This window comes from Embleya sp. NPDC005575 (assembly GCF_040605455.1).
Classification (GTDB): Bacteria; Actinomycetota; Actinomycetes; order Streptomycetales; family Streptomycetaceae; genus Embleya.
In genome coordinates, this window is record NZ_JBEXCV010000108.1 from 1 (window position 1) to 18,265 (window position 18,265).

Below are 18,265 nucleotides of genomic sequence, written 5' to 3' on the forward strand. Positions count from 1 at the left end.
GCGCAGGCCCGGGCGCAGGCCCGGTTGGACCACCCCACCGCGCCCGCGCCGTACACGCTGGGCGAGGGCGCGGTGGTGTGGGTCGCCCATGGCGTCATCCTGGCGCTGACCGCGCCGACCCCGGCCGACGCGGCGACCCTGCTGCGCGCGGCCGGCCACGTGACCGCGGCACAGGGCCTGCACGAGGTGGCCATCGAACTGCCCGACGACACCCACACGAAGGTCTGCACGGCGGCGGGATTCGCGCCGCGCACGCGTTATTGGGGGAAACCCATCCTGTGAGGGTCGGGTACATCCCTGATCCTGGGTGTACTCCACGGGGAGGAGATGGGTCGGTCGGTGTCCTCCCCGAGTACTGAACCGACCGTCGATCGTGGCATCCGAAGGCGGAGGCGACGACGATGGGGGAAGCACCAGGTCCGACAAGACCGACACCGAAGCTTCGAACGTTTCGAACGCTTCGCACGAGGAGGAGGCCGAGCGCATGTCCGGCGCAGATGTGGTGACCGGCGCCCTGTGCATGGCGCTGACGGGTCTCGGCCTGGTCATCGCAGTACAGAAGGCACGCCAACGACGTTTCCTGAACGCGACGCGGTGGACCGCCGCGGCGCTGTTCCCGATCGGGCTGTACCTGACCGGTCTGGGCACGCTGGGCCGCCGGGTGGGCAGCGCGGCCGCCGACTGGGCGACCGACCTCGCCTTCGGGATCAAGGCATGGGGCGGCGTCGCGATCCTCGCGTTCGCCGTGATGTTGCTGATGATCACCCGCATGATCGGCCGCAGGAACCCGGAGTCGACCGGTACGGCGGCCTCGTCCTCCGCGGATCTGTCCGCGCTCATGGGTGGCGCCGGCGCGAGTGGCAGCGGGGGCGGGGTGGGCGGTGCGGATGGCGCACTGCCGGGCGGCCGGCAGCCGAAGCCGGCCGCGGCGCCGCGATCTCGGCGCGGCGCGCGCGGAGCGGTCGACGACGAGTTCGCGGAGATCGAGGAACTGCTGCGCAAGCGCGGGATCTGAAGTCGGGGAATCCCGATTTGCGGATTACCGCCGGTTCCCGGTGGTTACCGAGAGACGGGGTAAACACACGCTGTACACAACAGGACACGCCACGGGACGGTGAATGTGAACGCATTCCCATGCCGGAAAATGTGTTCGACTGTGCGCTTTCTTTGCGCCGTAGGCGGATCGTGTGCGTATTCGGATCGAGCGATCGCGCGGCGTGTTCGATTCACTCGTCCGGCGGTCGCGGGCCAATGCGCGGACAGGACGTTTGCGGACGCGACACGCGGATGGGGCGCGTGGGGCCCAGGGCGCACACGTGGCCGGGACGCGGGTGTGGCACGCGGGGCGTGGGATGCGGGGCGCGGGAGTTGAGTGCGACGGGATGGGTGCGGACGGGACGTACCTACCGTGCCCCGCATGCGGACATGAGAACGCTCCGCCGCTCCCACCTTGTGGACGGTGGGTGCGGCGGAGCGCTGACGTACGTACCCGGCGCTGCGGACAGGGGCGTGCCCGCGGTTCCGGGGCTCAGTTCTCGGCGAGAATCTGCGACAGTTCCCGGTCGAGGTCGAAGAAGCGATGCTCGTTGCCGGGGGCGACGGCAGCGTTCGTACGCTTCAGGAACGACTCCAGCGCCCGCGCGGGCGCTTCGAGCAGCGCTTCACCCTCGGGCGAGCTGAGGGCGATGCAGACGATGCTCTGTCCGTGGCTCCGGGAGGGCCACACACGAACGTCGCCGGTGCCGGAGGGCTCACGCAGCCCATCGGCGAGAAGGTCGCGGGCGAAGACCCAGTCGACCGTCTCATCGGCACCCGTGTGGAAGGTCGCATGCACGGCGTACGGGTCCGAAGAGTCGTAGCGCAGCCCCGCAGGGACTGGCAATGAAGACTCGCTCGAGACGACGAGGCGCAGGTGCAGCTCACAGCTGACCGTGGTGTTCATAAGCGCCATGGCCTTTCGCTCAGTGTGCGCTCGGGGATTCGCACGTCGGCGTTCGCAACATCCCACCTGCGGACCTCTTGTAAACGTCTCTGCCCGATATACGGGCGTCTGGGTACTCCTTAAGAGCGATGCGGAGGTGTAACGTTCGCCCGCATGATTTCCGGAAGGGAACAGGCGTTCAGTTCATACCCGTCATGCCCGGAGCGAGCCCGCACCGTACCGTCGGTCTGCACCGAACCTCTGCCCCCTTGTAGCGTTGTCAAGCCAGGCCGAGCCATGGTCGGCTCCGGTTGCAGGCCACACGGAGGTGCCCGGTGAACGACGGCCGGTACGACGAGAGAGGAAGACCAAGGATGGACACGGGGGTCGCGGACAACAGCGCGCACGCCACACGAGAGCCCACCGCCGACCAGGACGCCCCGGTCGGCCCCGCCGACAAGCAGGCGAAACCATTCGGCTCCCGCGCACCCGCCTTCATCAAGCGCTCCAAGCCCTTGCACATGACCTGGCAGATCGGCGTCGCCGTGATCGGCTTCGCGATCATCGTCGGCGGCATCGTCATGCTCCCGCTCCCCGGCCCCGGCTGGGCGGTCATCTTCCTCGGCCTGGCCGTCCTCGGCACCGAATTCGTCTGGGCCCAACGCACCCTCCTGTGGACCAAGGACAAGGTCACCAAGGCCGCCAACCGCGCCCTCGACCCCAAAACCCGCCGCCGCAACATGATCATGCTCGCCATCGGCCTCATTCTCATCGCGGCGGCAGTGGCGCTGTACCTGTGGAAATACGGGATGGGCCTGCCGTTCTAGCGGACGCGGAGGCGGGGCGACGGGCGCGGGGGCGCCGCCGGGCAGGGGATGACGCCGGACGGGGTTGCCGGGCCCGGGGTGTGACGGCCCGAGGTGCCGCCCCGAGGTGACGAACTCGGGGCCGGCGGGCCAGGGGGCTGACGAGTTCGGGGGAGCCCCACCGACCGGAGGCAGACGTTGGCGAAGGGCCCGGGGGCTGTGTTGACGGCGATGGGTCCACCTGCGCCTCCGCCCCGAGGCTCGGCCGGGGCGAGACCTCCCACACCCAACGCCCGATCCCGAGCCGCGAGGCCAACCCCCGCGAAGGGGTGGGCACAACCGCCCCCACGCATGCGGTAATGTTCTCCCTGCGCCCGGGCGATTAGCTCAGCGGGAGAGCGCTTCGTTCACACCGAAGAGGTCACTGGTTCGATCCCAGTATCGCCCACCCAGGTCAGAGGCCCGGATCACGAAAGTGATCCGGGCCTCTGACGCGTTCACAGCGGTGCCGCGCGGCAGTGGGCGTTTGCGAATGTCGTGCGATGACCCGGCCCGCGGTCCGGTGCGCCCCTACCTGTTACCGCGTTGCCTGCCTCGGCGGGGCTGCCGGACGGATGATGCACGGCTGTGAACATCCGGCGCCCGGGGACTTGGTCCCGGTCGGTATCAGGCGGATCGGCGACATCCCCGACGGGTGGCGGCGGTGCGCGGGCTTTCGGGTTTGGGGTGTGCCCGGGGATGGCCGGGTGGTTGGGCAGGGGTTCAGGAGTTTTAGAGGTGGGGCCGGGCTGTGGGAAGTCACGTTCAGGTGTCGAAGTATTGACATGGGTTCTGGGGCGGGACAGGCTCCTGAGCACGTTGTGAGAGCGCTCTCATGGTTCAGGACTCGGCGCTCGGTGGTGTGTTTTGTGTTGCCGCGAGTCGTTGATCGCACCACCGCACTTCGGTACCGCCGCACGAAGTACCCCGCTCGTCCCCGTCCCGGATGCAAGGCATCAGGAGGTCTTCCCATGCGCACGCGCTACGTTCGTGGTCGAGTCAGGGCGTTGTCGGCCCTGTGTACAGCGCTGTTGGTCGGGTCAGTGCTCACCGGGTGCGGGGGTGACGGGGATTCCGGCTCGGGCGACGGCAAAGTCACCCTGAATCTGGGGTTGTTCGGCACGTTCGGCTTCGAGGAAGCCGGGTTGTACACCGAGTACCAGCAGACGCACCCGAACATCAAGATCGTTCAGCACGACACCGAACGCGAGGAGGACTACTGGCGTACCGTGCAGACCCGGCTCGCCGGTGGGGGCGGGATCGACGACATCCAGGGCATCGAGGTCGGGCGGATAGCCGACGTCGTGAAGAACCAGGCCGACAAGTGGATGGACCTGAATTCGCTGGGTCTTTCCGACGGCAATGCCGAGTACCTGCCGTGGAAGAGCAAGGCCGCGACCACCGGCGACGGGAAGGTGTTGGGAGCGGGGACCGACACCGGGCCGATGGCGATCTGCTACCGCACCGACCTGTTCCAGGCGGCCGGACTGCCGACCGATCGCGAGGAGTTGGCACGGCGCTGGTCCACCTGGGAGGGCTACGTCGAATTGGGAAGGCAGTTCCAGGCGAACGCTCCGAAGAAGACGCACTACCTGGACAGCGTGACCGGTTTGTACAACGCGATCATCGGGCAGCAGGCGGTCTCGTACTACGACGAGGCCGGCAAGCCGATCTATGACACCAACCCCGTCGTGAAGCACGCTTGGGATGTGGCCACGCAGGCCGCCGACGGGAAGATGTCCGCGGCGTTGCAGCAGTTCCAGAGTGACTGGAACCAGGCGTTCGCGGCCGACGGCTTCGCGTCGATTTCGTGCCCCGCGTGGATGATCGGATTCATCAAGACCCAGGCCGGTGACGCGGGCAAGGGCAAGTGGGATGTCGCACCGGGGCCGGGTGGTACCGGTAACTGGGGTGGTTCGTACCTCGCGATCCCCAAGGGTGGCAAGCACCACAAGGAGGCAGCGGAGTTGGTCGGCTGGCTCACCGCGCCCGAGCAGCAGGCCAAGATGTTCCGGAAGCAGGGGAACTTCCCGTCCAAGACCGGCGCGATCGAAAGCATCAAGGCGACCACGGATGCCTACTTCAACGGTGCGCCGATCGGTCGGATCTTCAGTGCGGCGGCCGAGCGGATGCCGGTACAGATCACGGGAGTTCGGCACAACGACATCAAGGAGAACATCAGCACGGCGCTGACCTCCGTGGAGGCTCAGGGGGTCAAGCCCGACGACGCGTGGAAGCAGGCGCGCGACGCGGTCAAGAACGCGCTCGCCGGTTGACCGCGAGCCGCGAGCCGCGAGCCGCCACGCTTCCCTGATCAGCGAGCAGCGAGCAGCGGGCTGCGGACGGCCGGTTGCGGGTCGCGAGTTACGAGCTCCAGGCGCCGAGTCGGCGACCTGTGGCGCGCGACCCACCACCCGTAACCGGCGTTACGCCCGACCCGCGACCCGCGACCCGCGACCCGCGACCCGCGACCCGCGACCGTGTGACCCGCGACCGTGTGACCCACGACGGCGCCCGTTCCGACCTGGTGTCGCCCCTCGGTGGCTCGACCGCCCGTTCTCCGGTCGGGCCACCCACCCCACCGTCCGCCCACCCCTCCCGGCCCGGAGTGATTCCGATGGCGGCACCACCCCCTGCCCATGCCCGTGCAGCCCAGCCCCCCAGCGGTCCTCGGACCGAGTCCCGACATCAGCTTCCGCCCGGCTCCCAACCCAAGGCACGTCGATCAGTCATGACCCCCCGTCTACTCTGGCGGCGCCGGGCGAACACCGCGTCCCCCTACGTCTTCGTCATGCCGTTCTTCGTCCTCTTCATCGCGTTCGGTCTGTTCCCGCTCCTCTACACCGGATACATCTCGTTGCACCGCGTTCGATTGCAGAACCCGGACGACATGACCTGGCTCGGGCTGGAGAACTACACCAACCTCTGGCACGACAAGTTCTTCTGGAAGGCGCTTCGCAACACCTTCACCATCGGGCTGATTTCCACGGTTCCGCAGCTGTGCATGGCGCTCGGCCTGGCGCATCTGCTCAACCATCGGCTGCGCGGGCGGACCTTCTTCCGGGTCGCGACCCTGATGCCGTACGCGACGTCCGTCGCCGCCGCGACGCTTGTGTTCGGTGGCTTGTTCGGGCGCGACTACGGGATGATCAACTGGTTCCTCGGGCTGTTCGGGGTCGACAACGTCGACTGGTACAACGGCACTTGGACTTCCCAGATAGCCATCTCGACCATCGTCACCTGGCGTTGGGTGGGCTACAACGCGCTCATCTACCTCGCCGCGATGCAGGCCATCCCGCACGACCGCTACGAGGCCGCAGCGCTGGATGGGGCGAAGTCCTGGCATCAGTTCCGGCACGTCACCCTCCCGGGACTGCGGCCCACGATCGTGTTCACCGTCGTGGTCTCGACGATCGGTGCCATGCAGATCTTCGCCGAGCCGTTGCTGCTCCAGGGCGGCCCGATCGGTGTCCGAGGCGGGGCTTCGCATCAGTACCAGACCATCGGGCTCTACATGTACGAGACCGGCTGGAGCAACTACGCGCTCGGGAAAGCCTCCGCGATCGCGTGGACGACCTTCCTGATCATCCTTGTCGTCATCGGCGTCAACGCGCTTGTCTCCGCGAGCCGTTCGCGTCGCGAGACCCGAGAGGGCCGCTGACATGGCACGCACGCCCGTCGCCGTACTTCGGCGGACCCCCCGGCCGGCCGGCTCACCGCCGGAGAGCCCGGCGCCCGAACCGGACGGCCGAACCGGCTGGTTCCATCGGTCGGGTCGGCCCGGTCGGTCCAAGCGCACGCGTCAACTGCACGGCGGGCCCCTCGTCTACCTGATCCTGGGCTTCGCGACGCTGCTCTCGGTCTTCCCGTTCTACTGGTCGATCGTCGCCGCCACCCGCAGCAACGCGGACATCAACCACGTGCCGCCACCGCTCACACCCGGTGGCAACCTGCTCGGCAACTTCGACAAGGCGCTCGACGAGGCCGACATCGTTCAGGCGTTGATCAACTCGACCATCGTGTCGGTCACGGTCGCGACGGGCACCGTGTTGTGTTCGACGCTGGCCGGATTCGCCTTCGCCAAGCTGCGATTCCGAGGCCGGGGCATCCTGCTCGGGATCACCGTGGCGACGATGATGATTCCCCCGCAACTGGGCTTGATCCCGCTGTTCATGATCATGGCGAAGCTGGAATGGGTGAACCAGCTCCAAGCCGTCATCCTGCCCACGTTGGTCACCGGGTTCGGCGTGTTCTTCATGCGGCAGTACCTGATGGAGGCGCTGCCCGACGAACTGATCGAGGCCGGTCGGGTGGACGGCGCGTCGTACGCGCGGATCTTCTGGTCGATCGTCATCCCGATCGCGCGTCCGGCGATGGCGGTACTCGGCCTGCTCACTTTCATGACCACGTGGAACGACTTCTTCTGGCCGATCATCGCGCTGTCGTCGAGCAATCCCACCGTGCAGGTAGCGATCAACTCGCTCGGCGGGGGATACGTGCACGACCAGTCGATCATCCTCGCCGGGACGCTGCTCGGCACGCTGCCGGTATTGGTCGTCTTCGGCCTGCTCGGCAGGCAGATCGTCGGCGGCATCATGCAGGGCGCGGTCAAGGGGTGATCGCTCGAGGGTCGATCGCGGCGGGCTGATCGGCCCGAGGCCGCAGAGTCGATCCGGTGCCGATGGTGTCGAGCAGCGTCAAGCCAACCGGAGAAAGGGAATCACCATCATGACCAACCACGCCCTGTCCACGCGAACAGCGTCGGCGGCCCTTCCCGTCGGCGACTTCCCGCCCGGATTCGTCTGGGGCGCGGCCACTGCCGCCTACCAGATCGAGGGGGCCGTGGCCGAGGACGGTCGCGCGCCGTCGATCTGGGACACCTTCAGTCGTACGCCCGGACGGGTGTACGCCGGGCATACCGGTGACGTGGCCACCGACCACTACCACCGCTATCGGGAAGATGTCGGACTGATGTCCGAACTCGGCCTGGGCGCATACCGGTTCTCCGTCGCGTGGGCGCGGGTTCAGCCCGGCGGCAGCGGTCCGGGCAACGCGGCCGGACTCGACTTCTACGACCGACTCGTGGACGAACTGCTCGCGCACGGCCTGACTCCTTATCTGACGCTCTATCACTGGGACCTGCCGCAGGCGCTCCAGGACGCGGGCGGCTGGGGCGCGCGGGATACCGCGTCCCGGTTCGCCGAGTACGCGCGGATCGTCGCGGCGGGGCTGGGCGACCGGGTGTGCGACTGGACCACCCTCAACGAGCCGTGGTGTTCCGCGTTTTTGGGACATGGCTCGGGAGTACACGCGCCGGGACTGACCGATCCGGAGCTGTCGCTGCGTGCGCATCACCATCTGCTGCTCGCACACGGGCTCGGGATGGGGGCGTTGCGGGCCGAACTGCCGGCCGGCCACCGGATCGGGATCACGCTCAACACGGCTGCCGTGCGCCCCACTTCGGACCGGCCGGCGGACCTGGACGCCGTGCGCCGGGTGGACGGCCTGGCCAACCGGATCTTCCTCGACCCGCTGCTGCGCGGCACGTACCCGGCCGACGTGCTCGAAGACACCGCCTCGGTGACCGACTGGGCCTTCGTCCGTGACGGCGACCTTGCCGAGATCGCCCGACCGATCGACATGCTCGGGGTGAACTACTACACCCCCCTGCTGGTCGGCGGCGATGACGGCGTCGCGGACACCGAGGGCGCCGGGCATCGCGACGACGGCCACGGCGCGAGCGCGTACTCGCCCTGGCCGGCCTGTGCGGACCTGCGATTCACCCAGACGCCCGGCGCGCGTACGGCGATGGGCTGGGGGATCGACCCGAGCGGACTGTACGACGTGCTGGCGCGGATCCGGGTGGAGGCCCCGGATGTGCCGCTGATGATCACCGAGAACGGTGCGGCGTACGAGGACCATGTGGACGCGACCGGCGCGATCGAGGACGTCGAACGGGCGCACTACCTCGCGGCGCATATCGCGGAGGTGCGGCGGGCGATCGGGGACGGCGTGGACGTTCGGGGCTACTTCGTGTGGTCCCTGTTGGACAATTTCGAGTGGGCCTACGGCTACGCGAAGCGCTTCGGCATCGTGCACGTGGACTTCGCGACCGGTGGACGTACGCCCAAGTACAGCGCACGGTGGTATGCGTCGGTGATCGCCGGCGATCGGGAGCTCCGGGCCGAGTCGGCGCGGGACGGGATGGGGAGCATTGACCAGCACTGACGGCCGGGGAGAGGCCGCTCCGACGGCCGAACCGCCGACCCTGGAGACGGTGGCAGCGGTGGCCGGGGTGTCCCGGGCCACCGTCTCCCGGGTGATCAACAGCTCACCGAAGGTCAGCCCTCGGGTACGCGAGGTGGTCGAGGCGGCGATCGTACGGACCGGCTACGTGCCCAATCGGGCGGCACGCACGCTGGTCACCCGGCGTACCGATTCGGTCGCCCTGGTCGTGCAGGAACCGGAGACCCGGCTGTTCGGCGACCCGTATCTGTCCGCGATCGTGCGCTCGGTGGGCACCGAACTGGCCGACACCGACCATCAGTTGGTGTTGATGATGGTGCGTACCCCGGCGCAGCAGGACCGGTTGGAGCGGTACCTGCGCGGTGGCCACGTGGACGGGGCGCTGTTGGTGTCGCTGCATGGCGACGACTCGCTGGCGGGTCGGCTGCACGACGCGGGCATCCCGGTGGTGGTCGGCGGTCGGCCGCTCGGCCCGGACGCCGACTTCGTCTACGTCGACGCGGACAACGTGGGCGGTGCGCGCGCCGCCGTCGAGCATCTGAGCGGTCGCGGGCGGCAGCGGATCGCCACCATCGCCGGACCACAGGACATGTGCGCGGGCGTGGACCGGCTGCGCGGCTACCTGGACGCGGTACCGGGGCCATCGCTCGTGGCGCACGGCGATTTCAGTCGGGCCGGCGGGGCTGCGGCAATGCGGCGGCTGCTGGCGGAGGAGCCGGGTCTGGACGCGGTCTTCGCGGCGTCCGATCTGATGGCGGTCGGTGCGGTGGCGGTACTGGTGGAGGAGGGCAGGCGGGTTCCCGAGGATGTGGCGGTGGTCGGGTTCGACGACGCGGACGTCGCGGGGTGGACTGCGCTCACCACGGTGCGGCAACAGGTGGCGACGCAGGGGCGGTTGATGACGCGTCTGTTGCTTGAGCGGATCGCGGGTGGGGCTGTTGGCGCCTCCGTGGTGTTGCCGACGACGTTGATCGAGCGATCTTCTTCGTGAGGCGGGGGTGGCCTCAAACGCCGGCCGGGCTGACTTGGCCTCGAACGCCGGCCGGGCTGACTTGGCCTCGAACGCCAGCCGGGCTGACTTGGCCTCGAACGCCGGCCGGGCTGTACGGGTTTGGTCAGGCTTGGGTGTTGCCGGGCTTGGGGTGGCCCCGGCCGCCGGCCGGGCTGATCCGGTTTCGAGCGCCCGCCACGCTGATTCGGCATCAAGGGGCCGGCCCGGGCTGAAGTGGGTGGCTGGGCGTCGGGGTTTGCCCTGGGTGAGTCGGTGCTGTCCGGTTCGGGTTGGCGGGTCGGCTTGCGGCGAGTGCGGGCTCGGCGGCGGGGGTTGTGGTCGGATTCGGGGATCGGCCACTCCTCCGTGGGTGCGCCGAATGTGTGATGTCGAAATCGGGAAGTCGACACAATGATGAGGTCACTTTTTCGCGGATCCGGCCTCTGAGATGGGTGTTTTTCGGGCCGTATCACGTCACGTGAGCGGCGGTGACAAGGACCCGATGTTCCACCGGATGGGGGATCGCGCGATGATCTCCCGGTGACCGATACCTGTCTACCGAGCCACTGCGCGTGCACGGGGGTACACCAGTGACCGGCGCCGGAACCGGCCTGTTGTTCTCTCCGTGGTTGTGGCTGGTGATGCCGCTGATCGTTTCCGTCGACGCCGTGCTGCCGATCGTGCCCGGCGACGAGCTTGTGATGGCCGCGGCGGCGGTGGCGGACGGTGACCTTCGGTACATCGTCCTGGTTCTGTTGACTGCCGGGATTGGCGCCTTCATCGGGGACCAATGCGCCTACGCGGTGGGCCGCGCACGGCTGCGTCGCGGGGGCGACGCCGTGCTGGGGCCGCGCCGGCAGAAGGCGATGGATCTGGCCCGGGGCGCACTGGCCAAGGGCGGGATGTCCGCGCTGATCGCGGCCCGCTTCCTGCCCGGCGGCCGAACCGCGGTGAACATGCTCGCCGGCCGACTGGGCTACCCGCGACCGCAGTTCCGTGCGGCGACGCTGGTCGGGGCGGCCATCTCCGTGTCATACGCGATGACGGTCGGCACGCTGGCCGGGCGCCTCGTCGAGGACAGCCCGTTGCTGGTGGCCCTCGGCGGGATGGCGCTGGGCGCCTCGGTCCCGCTGATCGTGGGAGTGCCGGCACGTGTCGTGCGGGAGGTCCGCCGCCGGCGCCATACCGGCGAGGCGACGGCGACCGTCGAGGCCTGACCCGGCAGCGGCACCTCGCTACCGGCGACAGATCTCCTACCGACCACAGCCGACCAAGACCTCGCCACCGACCACAGTGGGGCGCGGGATCACCATCGATCCCGCCCCCACCCGGTTTCCGCCGGTCGCAACGAGCCGCACGTCCCGCCGCGAGTCGCCAGGCCCGCACCGAGCCGCACGTCCCACGCCGAGCCGCACGTCCCACACCGACCCGTGCGTCCCGAACGGCTGGACCCCTACGCGGCCCCGCGCTCCGTCAGCATCGACCGCATCAGGTCGATCTCCGCGCTCTGGCCAACCACCATCGTGTTCGCCAAGTCCCGGACCTGCTGGACCTGGGCGCGCGCGACGCCCTCGCGGGCCATCGCCACACCGGCCTCGTGGTGCGTGATCATCAACTGGAGGAACATCACCTCGGCGTCCTTGCCGTGCAACGTCGCCAGCTTGTCCAACTGCGCCTGCGTGGCCATGCCCGGCATCAGCTGGGTGTCCGCCCCGGCAGCCGGCGTGCCGTGCCCGGAGTGGCCCGGCATCGAGCCGGGCGTCATCCACTGCATGACCGGCCGGGTCGAGCCGAGCGTCAGGCCCCACAACTGGAGCCAGGACGCCATCCGGCCGATCTGCTCCTGCTGCGTCAGCGCGATGTCGTACGCGAGCTTGCGGGTCGCGTCGTCCTGGGTCAGATCGCGGACCATCATCGCCATCTGCACGGCCTGTGCGTGGTGCGTGCGCATGTCGCGCGCGAACCCGGCGTCGACGGAATCGTCGGCCGGCGGGTTCGGCACCGCGGCCGGCGCCGGGCCGAGCGTACGGGTGGGCGTGGCCGCCGCAGCCGGTTTGGTCGAGTCGTCGGACGAACAGGCCGCCAGCGCCGGTACCGCGAGCAGCCCGGTGGCCACGATCAGCGCGACGCGTGCGCGGGGCCTCACGAGGTCGGCTTTCCGACCCCGCCCGTGCACGGCGAGCCGGGCTCCGGGGTCTGCTTGCCTTCCTTGTACGCCTTGATGAACTGGTCCAGGCGCGGGTCAGCGGCGTTGTCCAACTTGAGCTGCAGACCCCACGCCGAGGCGACGACCGGCTTGTCCAGGCCGTCGTACGGGCTCAGCATCATGTACGTCTTGCCCTTGACCTTGGACTTCAGGATCTCCAGCTGGTCCGCGGGCAGATTGGACTGGTACGTGATCCACACCGTGCCGTGCTCCAACGAGTGCACACCGTTGCGGTTCGGGATCGGCGAGTCGTAGATCCCGCAGTTCTGCCAGACCGGGTCGTGCTCGCCGCCCACCGGCGGGGACTGCTTGTACGTGACGTCCTTGGGCTTGGCAATGTGCCCCTGCGACGCCGTGTACGCGCTCACCCCGGCTATGTCGCTCTTGGTGCTGGGGTCGGGCTTGACGTCGGCGATGACGTTGGTCGCGCTCGACTTCTTGTCGCCGTCGTCGTTGGACGACATGACCACGGCGGTCAGTCCCGCCACCAAGGCGATGACCGCGACGCCCGAGGCGGCGAAGATGATCGCCGAGCGGCGCTTGGCGGCCTTGCGATCCTGCTCGCGCTGAGCGGCCACCCGCTCACGGGTTGCCGCCATCTTGGCCGTTCGCTCCGCCTTGCTCTGCTTCTTCGAGGTGTTGGGGGACTGTTGCCCCATGGCTCCGCCTTATTCCGATTCCGGGTTTCGTCTGTGGGCCGTGCGAGGGTGCGCCGCGCGGATCACGTACGACTGACGCAGAGCACCGTCAGGTCGGGGGCGTCCTTGGCGGGCGTGGGCGCGAGCGCGATACCGATGGCGTCCGGTTCGGCCAACCACGGCGGGAGCATCGAGCTGGGCGCGGGCGCGACCACCGGCGGCAGCGGCGGAACGGTGGCGGGCACACACGCGTGTGAGCGATCGCCGCACCGCCCCGACCCGTCGCCCTTGTCGTCCGGCCCGCCGTTGTCCCGGTCCTGGTGCGCGGTGTGATGGAAGGGGCACACCGTCGGGATCGTCGCGGTCGAGGGCACCGACTCGGCGTGGATCGGGAACGCGCTGCCGAGCAGCGCGGCGCACGCCAGTACAGCCCCGGCCAGCAGCCGGATCACCGGCCGCAGCGGGACTGCCAGCGAGGCCATCCGTTGCGTCACGGGCCCTATTCTCACCTGAACGAGTGACCCTGTGGGAAGTCGGGGCTCGATCTTTCGTCGTCGTGACGGGGACGTGACTGTGGACGTGATTGTGCAGGTGTCTTCACCGGCATCTCCACCGGCGTCTTTGCCGCGGTGCGTCGGGTCCGGGCCGGTGCCCGCCCCGGGGTCGGGAACCGAGGCAAGGTTCCCGCTCCCGGCTCGATAGCATCGGCGTGCGAGCGAGCCGACGCCTCGCCGCGCAGAACCCGCCAACCACATTTCAGGAGACGAACGGTGTCCGAAGCCCGAGTGACCATCAGCCGCGACCCGGACCGGGACGAGCGGGTGGTGACCACGGGCACTACGGCTGCCGAGCTCTTCGAGGGCGACCGCTCGGTGGTCGCCGCGCGCGTGGCCGGCCGGCTCGTGGACCTGGCGTACGTCGTGGTCGACGGCGACGAGATCGAGCCGGTCGAGATCGGCTCCCCGGACGGCCTGAACATCCTGCGCCACTCCGCCGCGCACGTGATGGCGCAGGCGGTGCAGGAGCTGTTCCCCGACGCCAAGCTCGGCATCGGCCCGCCGATCAAGGACGGCTTCTACTACGACTTCGATGTCGAGACGCCGTTCCACCCCGACGATCTCAAGCGCATCGAGAAGAAGATGCAGGAGATCATCAAGCAGGGTCAGCGCTTCGCCCGCCGGGTCACCACCGACGAAGACGCGCGCGCCGAGCTGGTCGACGAGCCGTACAAGCTGGAGCTGATCGGGCTCAAGGGCTCCGCCGCGGAGGCCGCCGAGGGCGCCTCCGCAGAGGTCGGCGCGGGCGAGCTGACCATCTACGACAACCTGAACGCGAAGACCGGCGAGCTGTGCTGGAAGGACCTCTGCCGAGGCCCGCACCTGCCCACCACCCGCAACATTCCCGCGTTCAAGCTGATGCGCTCGGCCGCCGCCTACTGGCGCGGCAGCGAGAAGAACAAGCAGCTCCAGCGGATCTACGGCACCGCGTGGCCGAGCAAGGACGAGCTCAAGGCGTACACGGCCTTCCTGGAGGAGGCCGAGAAGCGCGACCACCGCAAGCTCGGCGCCGAACTGGACCTGTTCTCCATCCCGGAGGAGATCGGCTCGGGTCTGGCCGTCTTCCACCCCAAGGGCGGCATCATCCGCCGCACGATGGAGGACTACTCGCGGCGTCGGCACGAGGAGGCCGGCTACGAGTTCGTGTACACGCCGCACGCCACCAAGGGCAAGCTCTTCGAGCTGTCCGGCCACCTCGACTGGTACGCCGACGGCATGTACCCGCCGATGGAGCTGGACGAGGGCCAGAGCTACTACCTCAAGCCGATGAACTGCCCCATGCACAACCTGATCTACCGGGCCCGGGGCCGGTCGTACCGGGAGTTCCCGCTGCGCCTGTTCGAGTTCGGCACGGTCTACCGCTACGAGAAGTCCGGCGTGGTGCACGGACTGACCCGCGCCCGCGGCTTCACCCAGGACGACGCGCACATCTACTGCACGCGCGACCAGATGGCGGACGAGCTCGACTCGCTGCTGACCTTCGTACTGAACCTGCTGCGCGACTACGGGCTCGACGACTTCTACCTGGAGCTGTCCACCAGGAACCCGGAGAAGTCGATCGGCACCGAGGAGAACTGGACCGAGGCCACCGAGACGCTGCGCCAAGCCGCGCAGAAGCAGGGTCTGGAGCTCGTGGACGACCCGGGCGGCGCCGCGTTCTACGGCCCGAAGATCTCGGTCCAGGCCAAGGACGCGATCGGCCGCACCTGGCAGATGTCGACCATCCAGGTCGACTTCAACCTGCCGGAGCGCTTCGACCTGGAATACACCGCCTCGGACGGCACCCGGCAGCAGCCGGTGATGATCCACCGCGCGCTGTTCGGCTCGATCGAGCGCTTCTTCGCGGTCCTGCTCGAGCACTACGCGGGCAAGATGCCGCCGTGGCTCGCGCCGGTCCAGGTGGTCGGCATCCCGATCACCGAGGAGCACGTCCCCTACCTCGAAGAGGTCGCGGCCAAGCTCAAGGCGCACGGCATCCGGGTCGAGATCGACGACTCGGCGGACCGCATGCAGAAGAAGATCCGCAACGCCAACAAGTTCAAGATCCCGTACATGCTCCTGGCGGGCGACGAGGACGTGCAGGCCGGCGCGGTGAGCTTCCGCTACCGCAGCGGCGAGCAGAACAACGGCGTGCCGGTCGACGACGCGGTGGCCGAGATCGTCAAGGCCGTACAGGACCGCATCCAGATCTGACGGACAATTCCTGAAGTGGGGGCGTACCGACAGGATCGGTACGCCCCCACTTCACGCGAGGAGCCGGGTTGTCGTGGTTCCCCAGTTCGAGGCGCTGACACCCGGAGCACACGCAGTGCCCGCAGCCGGACAATCCGTGACGGTACGAGGTCGTCGCTGGGTCGTCACGGACGTCGCCCGCTCCTCCGTCGCTTCCGATGAGGCGACCAATATCGCCGAAGCCGTGCCCCAGCACCTCGTCACACTCGTCGCGATCGACGAGGACGCGGGCGACGAGGAATTGCGCGTCGTCTGGGAACTGGAATATGGCGCGGTCGCACACGACCGGCATCGGCTGCCGAACCCGGCCGAGGGGTTCGACGACGCCGACCGCCTCGACGCCTTCCTCGACGCCGTGCGATGGGGCGCGGTGGCGTCCGCCGACCACACCGCGCTACAGGCGCCGTTCCGTTCCGGGATCAAGATCGAGGACTATCAACTCGATCCGGTCGTACGCGCGCTGCGCATGCCGCGGACCAACCTGCTCATCGCCGACGACGTCGGCCTCGGCAAGACCATCGAGGCCGGCCTGGTGATGCAGGAGCTGATACTGCGTCACCGCGCGCGGACGATGCTCATCGTGTGCCCGGCGAGCCTGACGCTCCAGTGGCGCGACGAGATGCGGGACAAGTTCGGGATGGACTTCCGCATCCTCGGTGAGGCTTTGGTGCAACGAAACGAAGGATTGACGAGGTTCTACGCGTCCTTCCACGAAGGAACTGAATCCAGCCCGTTCGGGTGGCGAACCGATGGCGGGCATTCTGTTGTACACGGCGGCCCCGGACAGCGAGGGAACTCTCGGCGGCCTGGTCAGCCTCGGACGCCAGGATCGCCTCGGTGGCCTGCTGAGCCAGGCCATCGAGGCGGCCCGCCTGTGCAGCTCCGATCCGCTGTGCGCGGAGCACGATCCCCGGATCGGTGGGCGACTGCACGGAGCGGCCTGCCACGCGTGCCTGTTCGCCGCCGAGACGTCGTGTGAAAACGGCAATCACCACTTGGATCGTCGACTGCTGGTCGACACGCTCGCGGGCGGTTCCGGCGCCTTCTTCGGCACATGAGTGCGGTCGGTGCCCGGACGTTGCCCAGTGTGTTGGCGCGGCTGGTGCGTCGATTGCCACCCGGCTATCGGCGTGAGTGGGGCGCCGTCCTGAGTGCGTTGTCCGGGCCGACACCGGATGCCGAGGTGCGCTTGTTGACCGCGCGCTCGGGATCGGGGCTCGCGGCGGAAACGACGCTCCTGATCACGACGTGGCGACGAGAAGCCCCGGAATTGCCCGGGTCCGCCATTGCCCTGGCATTGGAGTCGGCTGCGGCGCAGTACGAGGCCATGCGCGCCGAGCACGACGTGCAGGTCGTCGTGACCGGACCGTCGAGCCCCGCCGTACCAGTGCGATTGACCGCCAGCGTGGCACTGGACGTGATAGCACGGGCTCGTTCGTCGCTGCTGGTGGTCAGCTTCGCGGCGTATGGAGTACGGGCGATCGTCGAGGAATTGGGCCGGGCGGCCGATCGAGGAGTGGACGTCGATCTTGTTCTGGAAACCTCCACGGACGCGTCGCGTGCCTTCGGCGATCTCGAACATCGCGTCCGTCTGTGGCATTGGCCCAGGGGACGCCGAACCGGCGACGCGGCGCTGCACGCGAAGCTGATCGCCGCCGACAGCGACTTCATGCTGTTGGGCAGCGCCAACCTGACCGATAGGGCCCTGGCGGACAACATCGAGGTTGGCCTCGTGCTGCGGGACGCAGTTGTGGTGGCCCGGGTTGTCGATCACTTTCGCTCGCTGATGAGACCGGGCCGAGGGCCCTTGGAACCGGTGCTCATGTCCGCGTGAGCGCCATCACCCATCTTGGCGGGAGCCGACTCCACCGAACGCGCGACGTGCGTACCGTGGCCCGCAGAGGCCGGCGCGTTCGGCCCGATGATGGGCGGACCGGCCGGCGGCATATGCTTCCTGGCATGACGAGCGAGCCCGAGATCCAGGATGGGGTTGGGGGGCCGGATGCCTTTGCCCGGCTGTGGACTCCCCATCGGATGGCGTACATCAAGGGTGAGAACAAGCCGTCGGGGCCGACTCCCGACGACGGGTGCCCGTTCTGCCGGATTCCGTCGTTGCGCGATGTCGACGGGCTCGTCGTCGCGCGGGGTGAGCAGGTCTACGCGGTGCTGAATCTGTACCCGTACAACGGCGGTCACCTGATGGTGGTGCCCTACCGGCACGTCGCGGACTACACCGACCTGGACGACGCGGAGACGATAGAGCTCGCCCGGTTCACCAAGCTTGCGATGGCCACTCTGCGCAAGGTGTCCGGCGCGCAGGGTTTCAATATCGGGATGAACCAGGGCCACGTCGCCGGGGCGGGGATCGCGGCGCACCTGCACCAGCACCTGGTGCCGCGCTGGGGCGGCGACACCAACTTCATGCCCGTGGTCGGGCACACCAAGGTGCTCCCGCAACTGCTGGCGGACACCCGCGAGATGTTGGCCTCCGCGTGGCCGATCGACTGACCGGGTCGATCGGCATCCGAGGAGCGCGCACTGCCTGCGGACACAGCGGGTGGGCGCGGAACCGGTGGGCGGAGTCGGTCCGATGGCAGGATCCAAGCGGCTGTTGGCAAGGAGAAGAGCT

At 68.6% G+C, this 18,265-nt stretch carries 17 protein-coding genes, 1 tRNA gene and 1 pseudogene; 15 read left to right on the forward strand and 4 right to left on the reverse strand.

What is annotated here, in order from left to right:
* A partial coding sequence (locus ABZS54_RS29295; protein WP_355542535.1) for a hypothetical protein occupies positions 1 to 282 on the forward strand: 282 nt, incomplete at its 5' end.
* A gap of 202 nt (positions 283 to 484) precedes the next feature.
* Entirely contained in the window at positions 485 to 1,015 is a 531-nt protein-coding gene (locus tag ABZS54_RS29300; RefSeq protein WP_355542538.1) for a hypothetical protein, read from the forward strand.
* A gap of 513 nt (positions 1,016 to 1,528) precedes the next feature.
* Here ABZS54_RS29300 and ABZS54_RS29305 read toward each other — a convergent pair.
* Positions 1,529 to 1,942 (reverse strand): SsgA family sporulation/cell division regulator, encoded by a 414-nt coding sequence (locus ABZS54_RS29305; RefSeq protein ID WP_355542541.1) that lies wholly within the window; start codon positions 1,940 to 1,942, stop codon positions 1,529 to 1,531.
* A 353-nt stretch (positions 1,943 to 2,295) separates the two neighbouring features.
* On the opposite strand from ABZS54_RS29305, the gene ABZS54_RS29310 reads away from it, so the two are divergent.
* The 8 genes from ABZS54_RS29310 to ABZS54_RS29345 all read left to right on the forward strand — a co-directional run bounded on the left by ABZS54_RS29310 (position 2,296) and on the right by ABZS54_RS29345 (position 11,220).
* Complete coding sequence (locus tag ABZS54_RS29310) at positions 2,296 to 2,748, forward strand: TIGR02611 family protein (RefSeq protein ID WP_355542544.1); 453 nt, start codon at positions 2,296 to 2,298, stop codon at positions 2,746 to 2,748.
* Positions 2,749 to 3,103: 355 nt separating this feature from the next.
* A tRNA-Val gene (locus tag ABZS54_RS29315) sits at positions 3,104 to 3,175 on the forward strand.
* 562 nt (positions 3,176 to 3,737) lie between these two features.
* Positions 3,738 to 5,042, forward strand: coding sequence for an extracellular solute-binding protein (locus ABZS54_RS29320; protein WP_355542547.1), 1,305 nt, complete (start codon positions 3,738 to 3,740; stop codon positions 5,040 to 5,042).
* Positions 5,043 to 5,497: 455 nt separating this feature from the next.
* A complete protein-coding gene (locus ABZS54_RS29325; RefSeq protein WP_355542550.1) occupies positions 5,498 to 6,427 on the forward strand; it encodes a sugar ABC transporter permease in 930 nt (309 codons plus the stop codon).
* Position 6,428: 1 nt separating this feature from the next.
* A complete protein-coding gene (locus ABZS54_RS29330) occupies positions 6,429 to 7,385 on the forward strand; it encodes a carbohydrate ABC transporter permease (protein WP_355542553.1) in 957 nt (318 codons plus the stop codon).
* 109 nt (positions 7,386 to 7,494) lie between these two features.
* A complete protein-coding gene (locus tag ABZS54_RS29335) occupies positions 7,495 to 8,994 on the forward strand; it encodes a family 1 glycosylhydrolase (RefSeq protein ID WP_355542556.1) in 1,500 nt (499 codons plus the stop codon).
* A complete protein-coding gene (locus ABZS54_RS29340; protein ID WP_355542559.1) occupies positions 8,981 to 10,003 on the forward strand; it encodes a LacI family DNA-binding transcriptional regulator in 1,023 nt (340 codons plus the stop codon). The genes ABZS54_RS29335 and ABZS54_RS29340 overlap by 14 nt, the downstream gene beginning before the upstream one ends.
* Positions 10,004 to 10,593: 590 nt before the next feature.
* Entirely contained in the window at positions 10,594 to 11,220 is a 627-nt protein-coding gene (locus ABZS54_RS29345) for a VTT domain-containing protein (RefSeq protein ID WP_355542562.1), read from the forward strand.
* A 236-nt stretch (positions 11,221 to 11,456) separates the two neighbouring features.
* Here the strand turns inward: ABZS54_RS29345 and ABZS54_RS29350 are convergent, their stop codons facing one another.
* The 3 genes from ABZS54_RS29350 to ABZS54_RS29360 form a co-directional block, all read right to left on the reverse strand.
* Positions 11,457 to 12,149 (reverse strand): DUF305 domain-containing protein, encoded by a 693-nt coding sequence (locus ABZS54_RS29350; RefSeq protein ID WP_355542565.1) that lies wholly within the window; start codon positions 12,147 to 12,149, stop codon positions 11,457 to 11,459.
* Positions 12,146 to 12,868 (reverse strand): DUF3105 domain-containing protein, encoded by a 723-nt coding sequence (locus ABZS54_RS29355; protein WP_355542568.1) that lies wholly within the window; start codon positions 12,866 to 12,868, stop codon positions 12,146 to 12,148. The genes ABZS54_RS29350 and ABZS54_RS29355 overlap by 4 nt, the downstream gene beginning before the upstream one ends.
* A 62-nt stretch (positions 12,869 to 12,930) precedes the next feature.
* Positions 12,931 to 13,341, reverse strand: a complete 411-nt coding sequence (locus ABZS54_RS29360) for a hypothetical protein (RefSeq protein WP_158696010.1) — start codon at positions 13,339 to 13,341, stop codon at positions 12,931 to 12,933.
* Between the two features lie 276 nt (positions 13,342 to 13,617).
* On the opposite strand from ABZS54_RS29360, the gene thrS reads away from it, so the two are divergent.
* The 5 genes and pseudogenes from thrS to ABZS54_RS29385 all read left to right on the forward strand — a co-directional run bounded on the left by thrS (position 13,618) and on the right by ABZS54_RS29385 (position 18,144).
* Positions 13,618 to 15,597, forward strand: coding sequence for a threonine--tRNA ligase (gene thrS, locus ABZS54_RS29365; RefSeq protein ID WP_355542572.1), 1,980 nt, complete (start codon positions 13,618 to 13,620; stop codon positions 15,595 to 15,597).
* A gap of 505 nt (positions 15,598 to 16,102) precedes the next feature.
* Positions 16,103 to 16,255 (forward strand): annotated as a pseudogene (locus tag ABZS54_RS29370) (SNF2-related protein); the annotation flags it as partial.
* A 130-nt stretch (positions 16,256 to 16,385) separates the two neighbouring features.
* Positions 16,386 to 16,694 (forward strand): DUF1998 domain-containing protein, encoded by a 309-nt coding sequence (locus ABZS54_RS29375; protein ID WP_355542575.1) that lies wholly within the window; start codon positions 16,386 to 16,388, stop codon positions 16,692 to 16,694.
* Entirely contained in the window at positions 16,691 to 17,470 is a 780-nt protein-coding gene (gene drmC / locus ABZS54_RS29380; protein WP_355542578.1) for a DISARM system phospholipase D-like protein DrmC, read from the forward strand. The genes ABZS54_RS29375 and drmC overlap by 4 nt, the downstream gene beginning before the upstream one ends.
* Before the next feature lie 113 nt (positions 17,471 to 17,583).
* On the forward strand, positions 17,584 to 18,144 hold the full coding sequence (locus ABZS54_RS29385; protein ID WP_355542581.1) for an HIT domain-containing protein: 561 nt from the start codon (positions 17,584 to 17,586) through the stop codon (positions 18,142 to 18,144).
* Positions 18,145 to 18,265 lie beyond the last annotated feature (121 nt).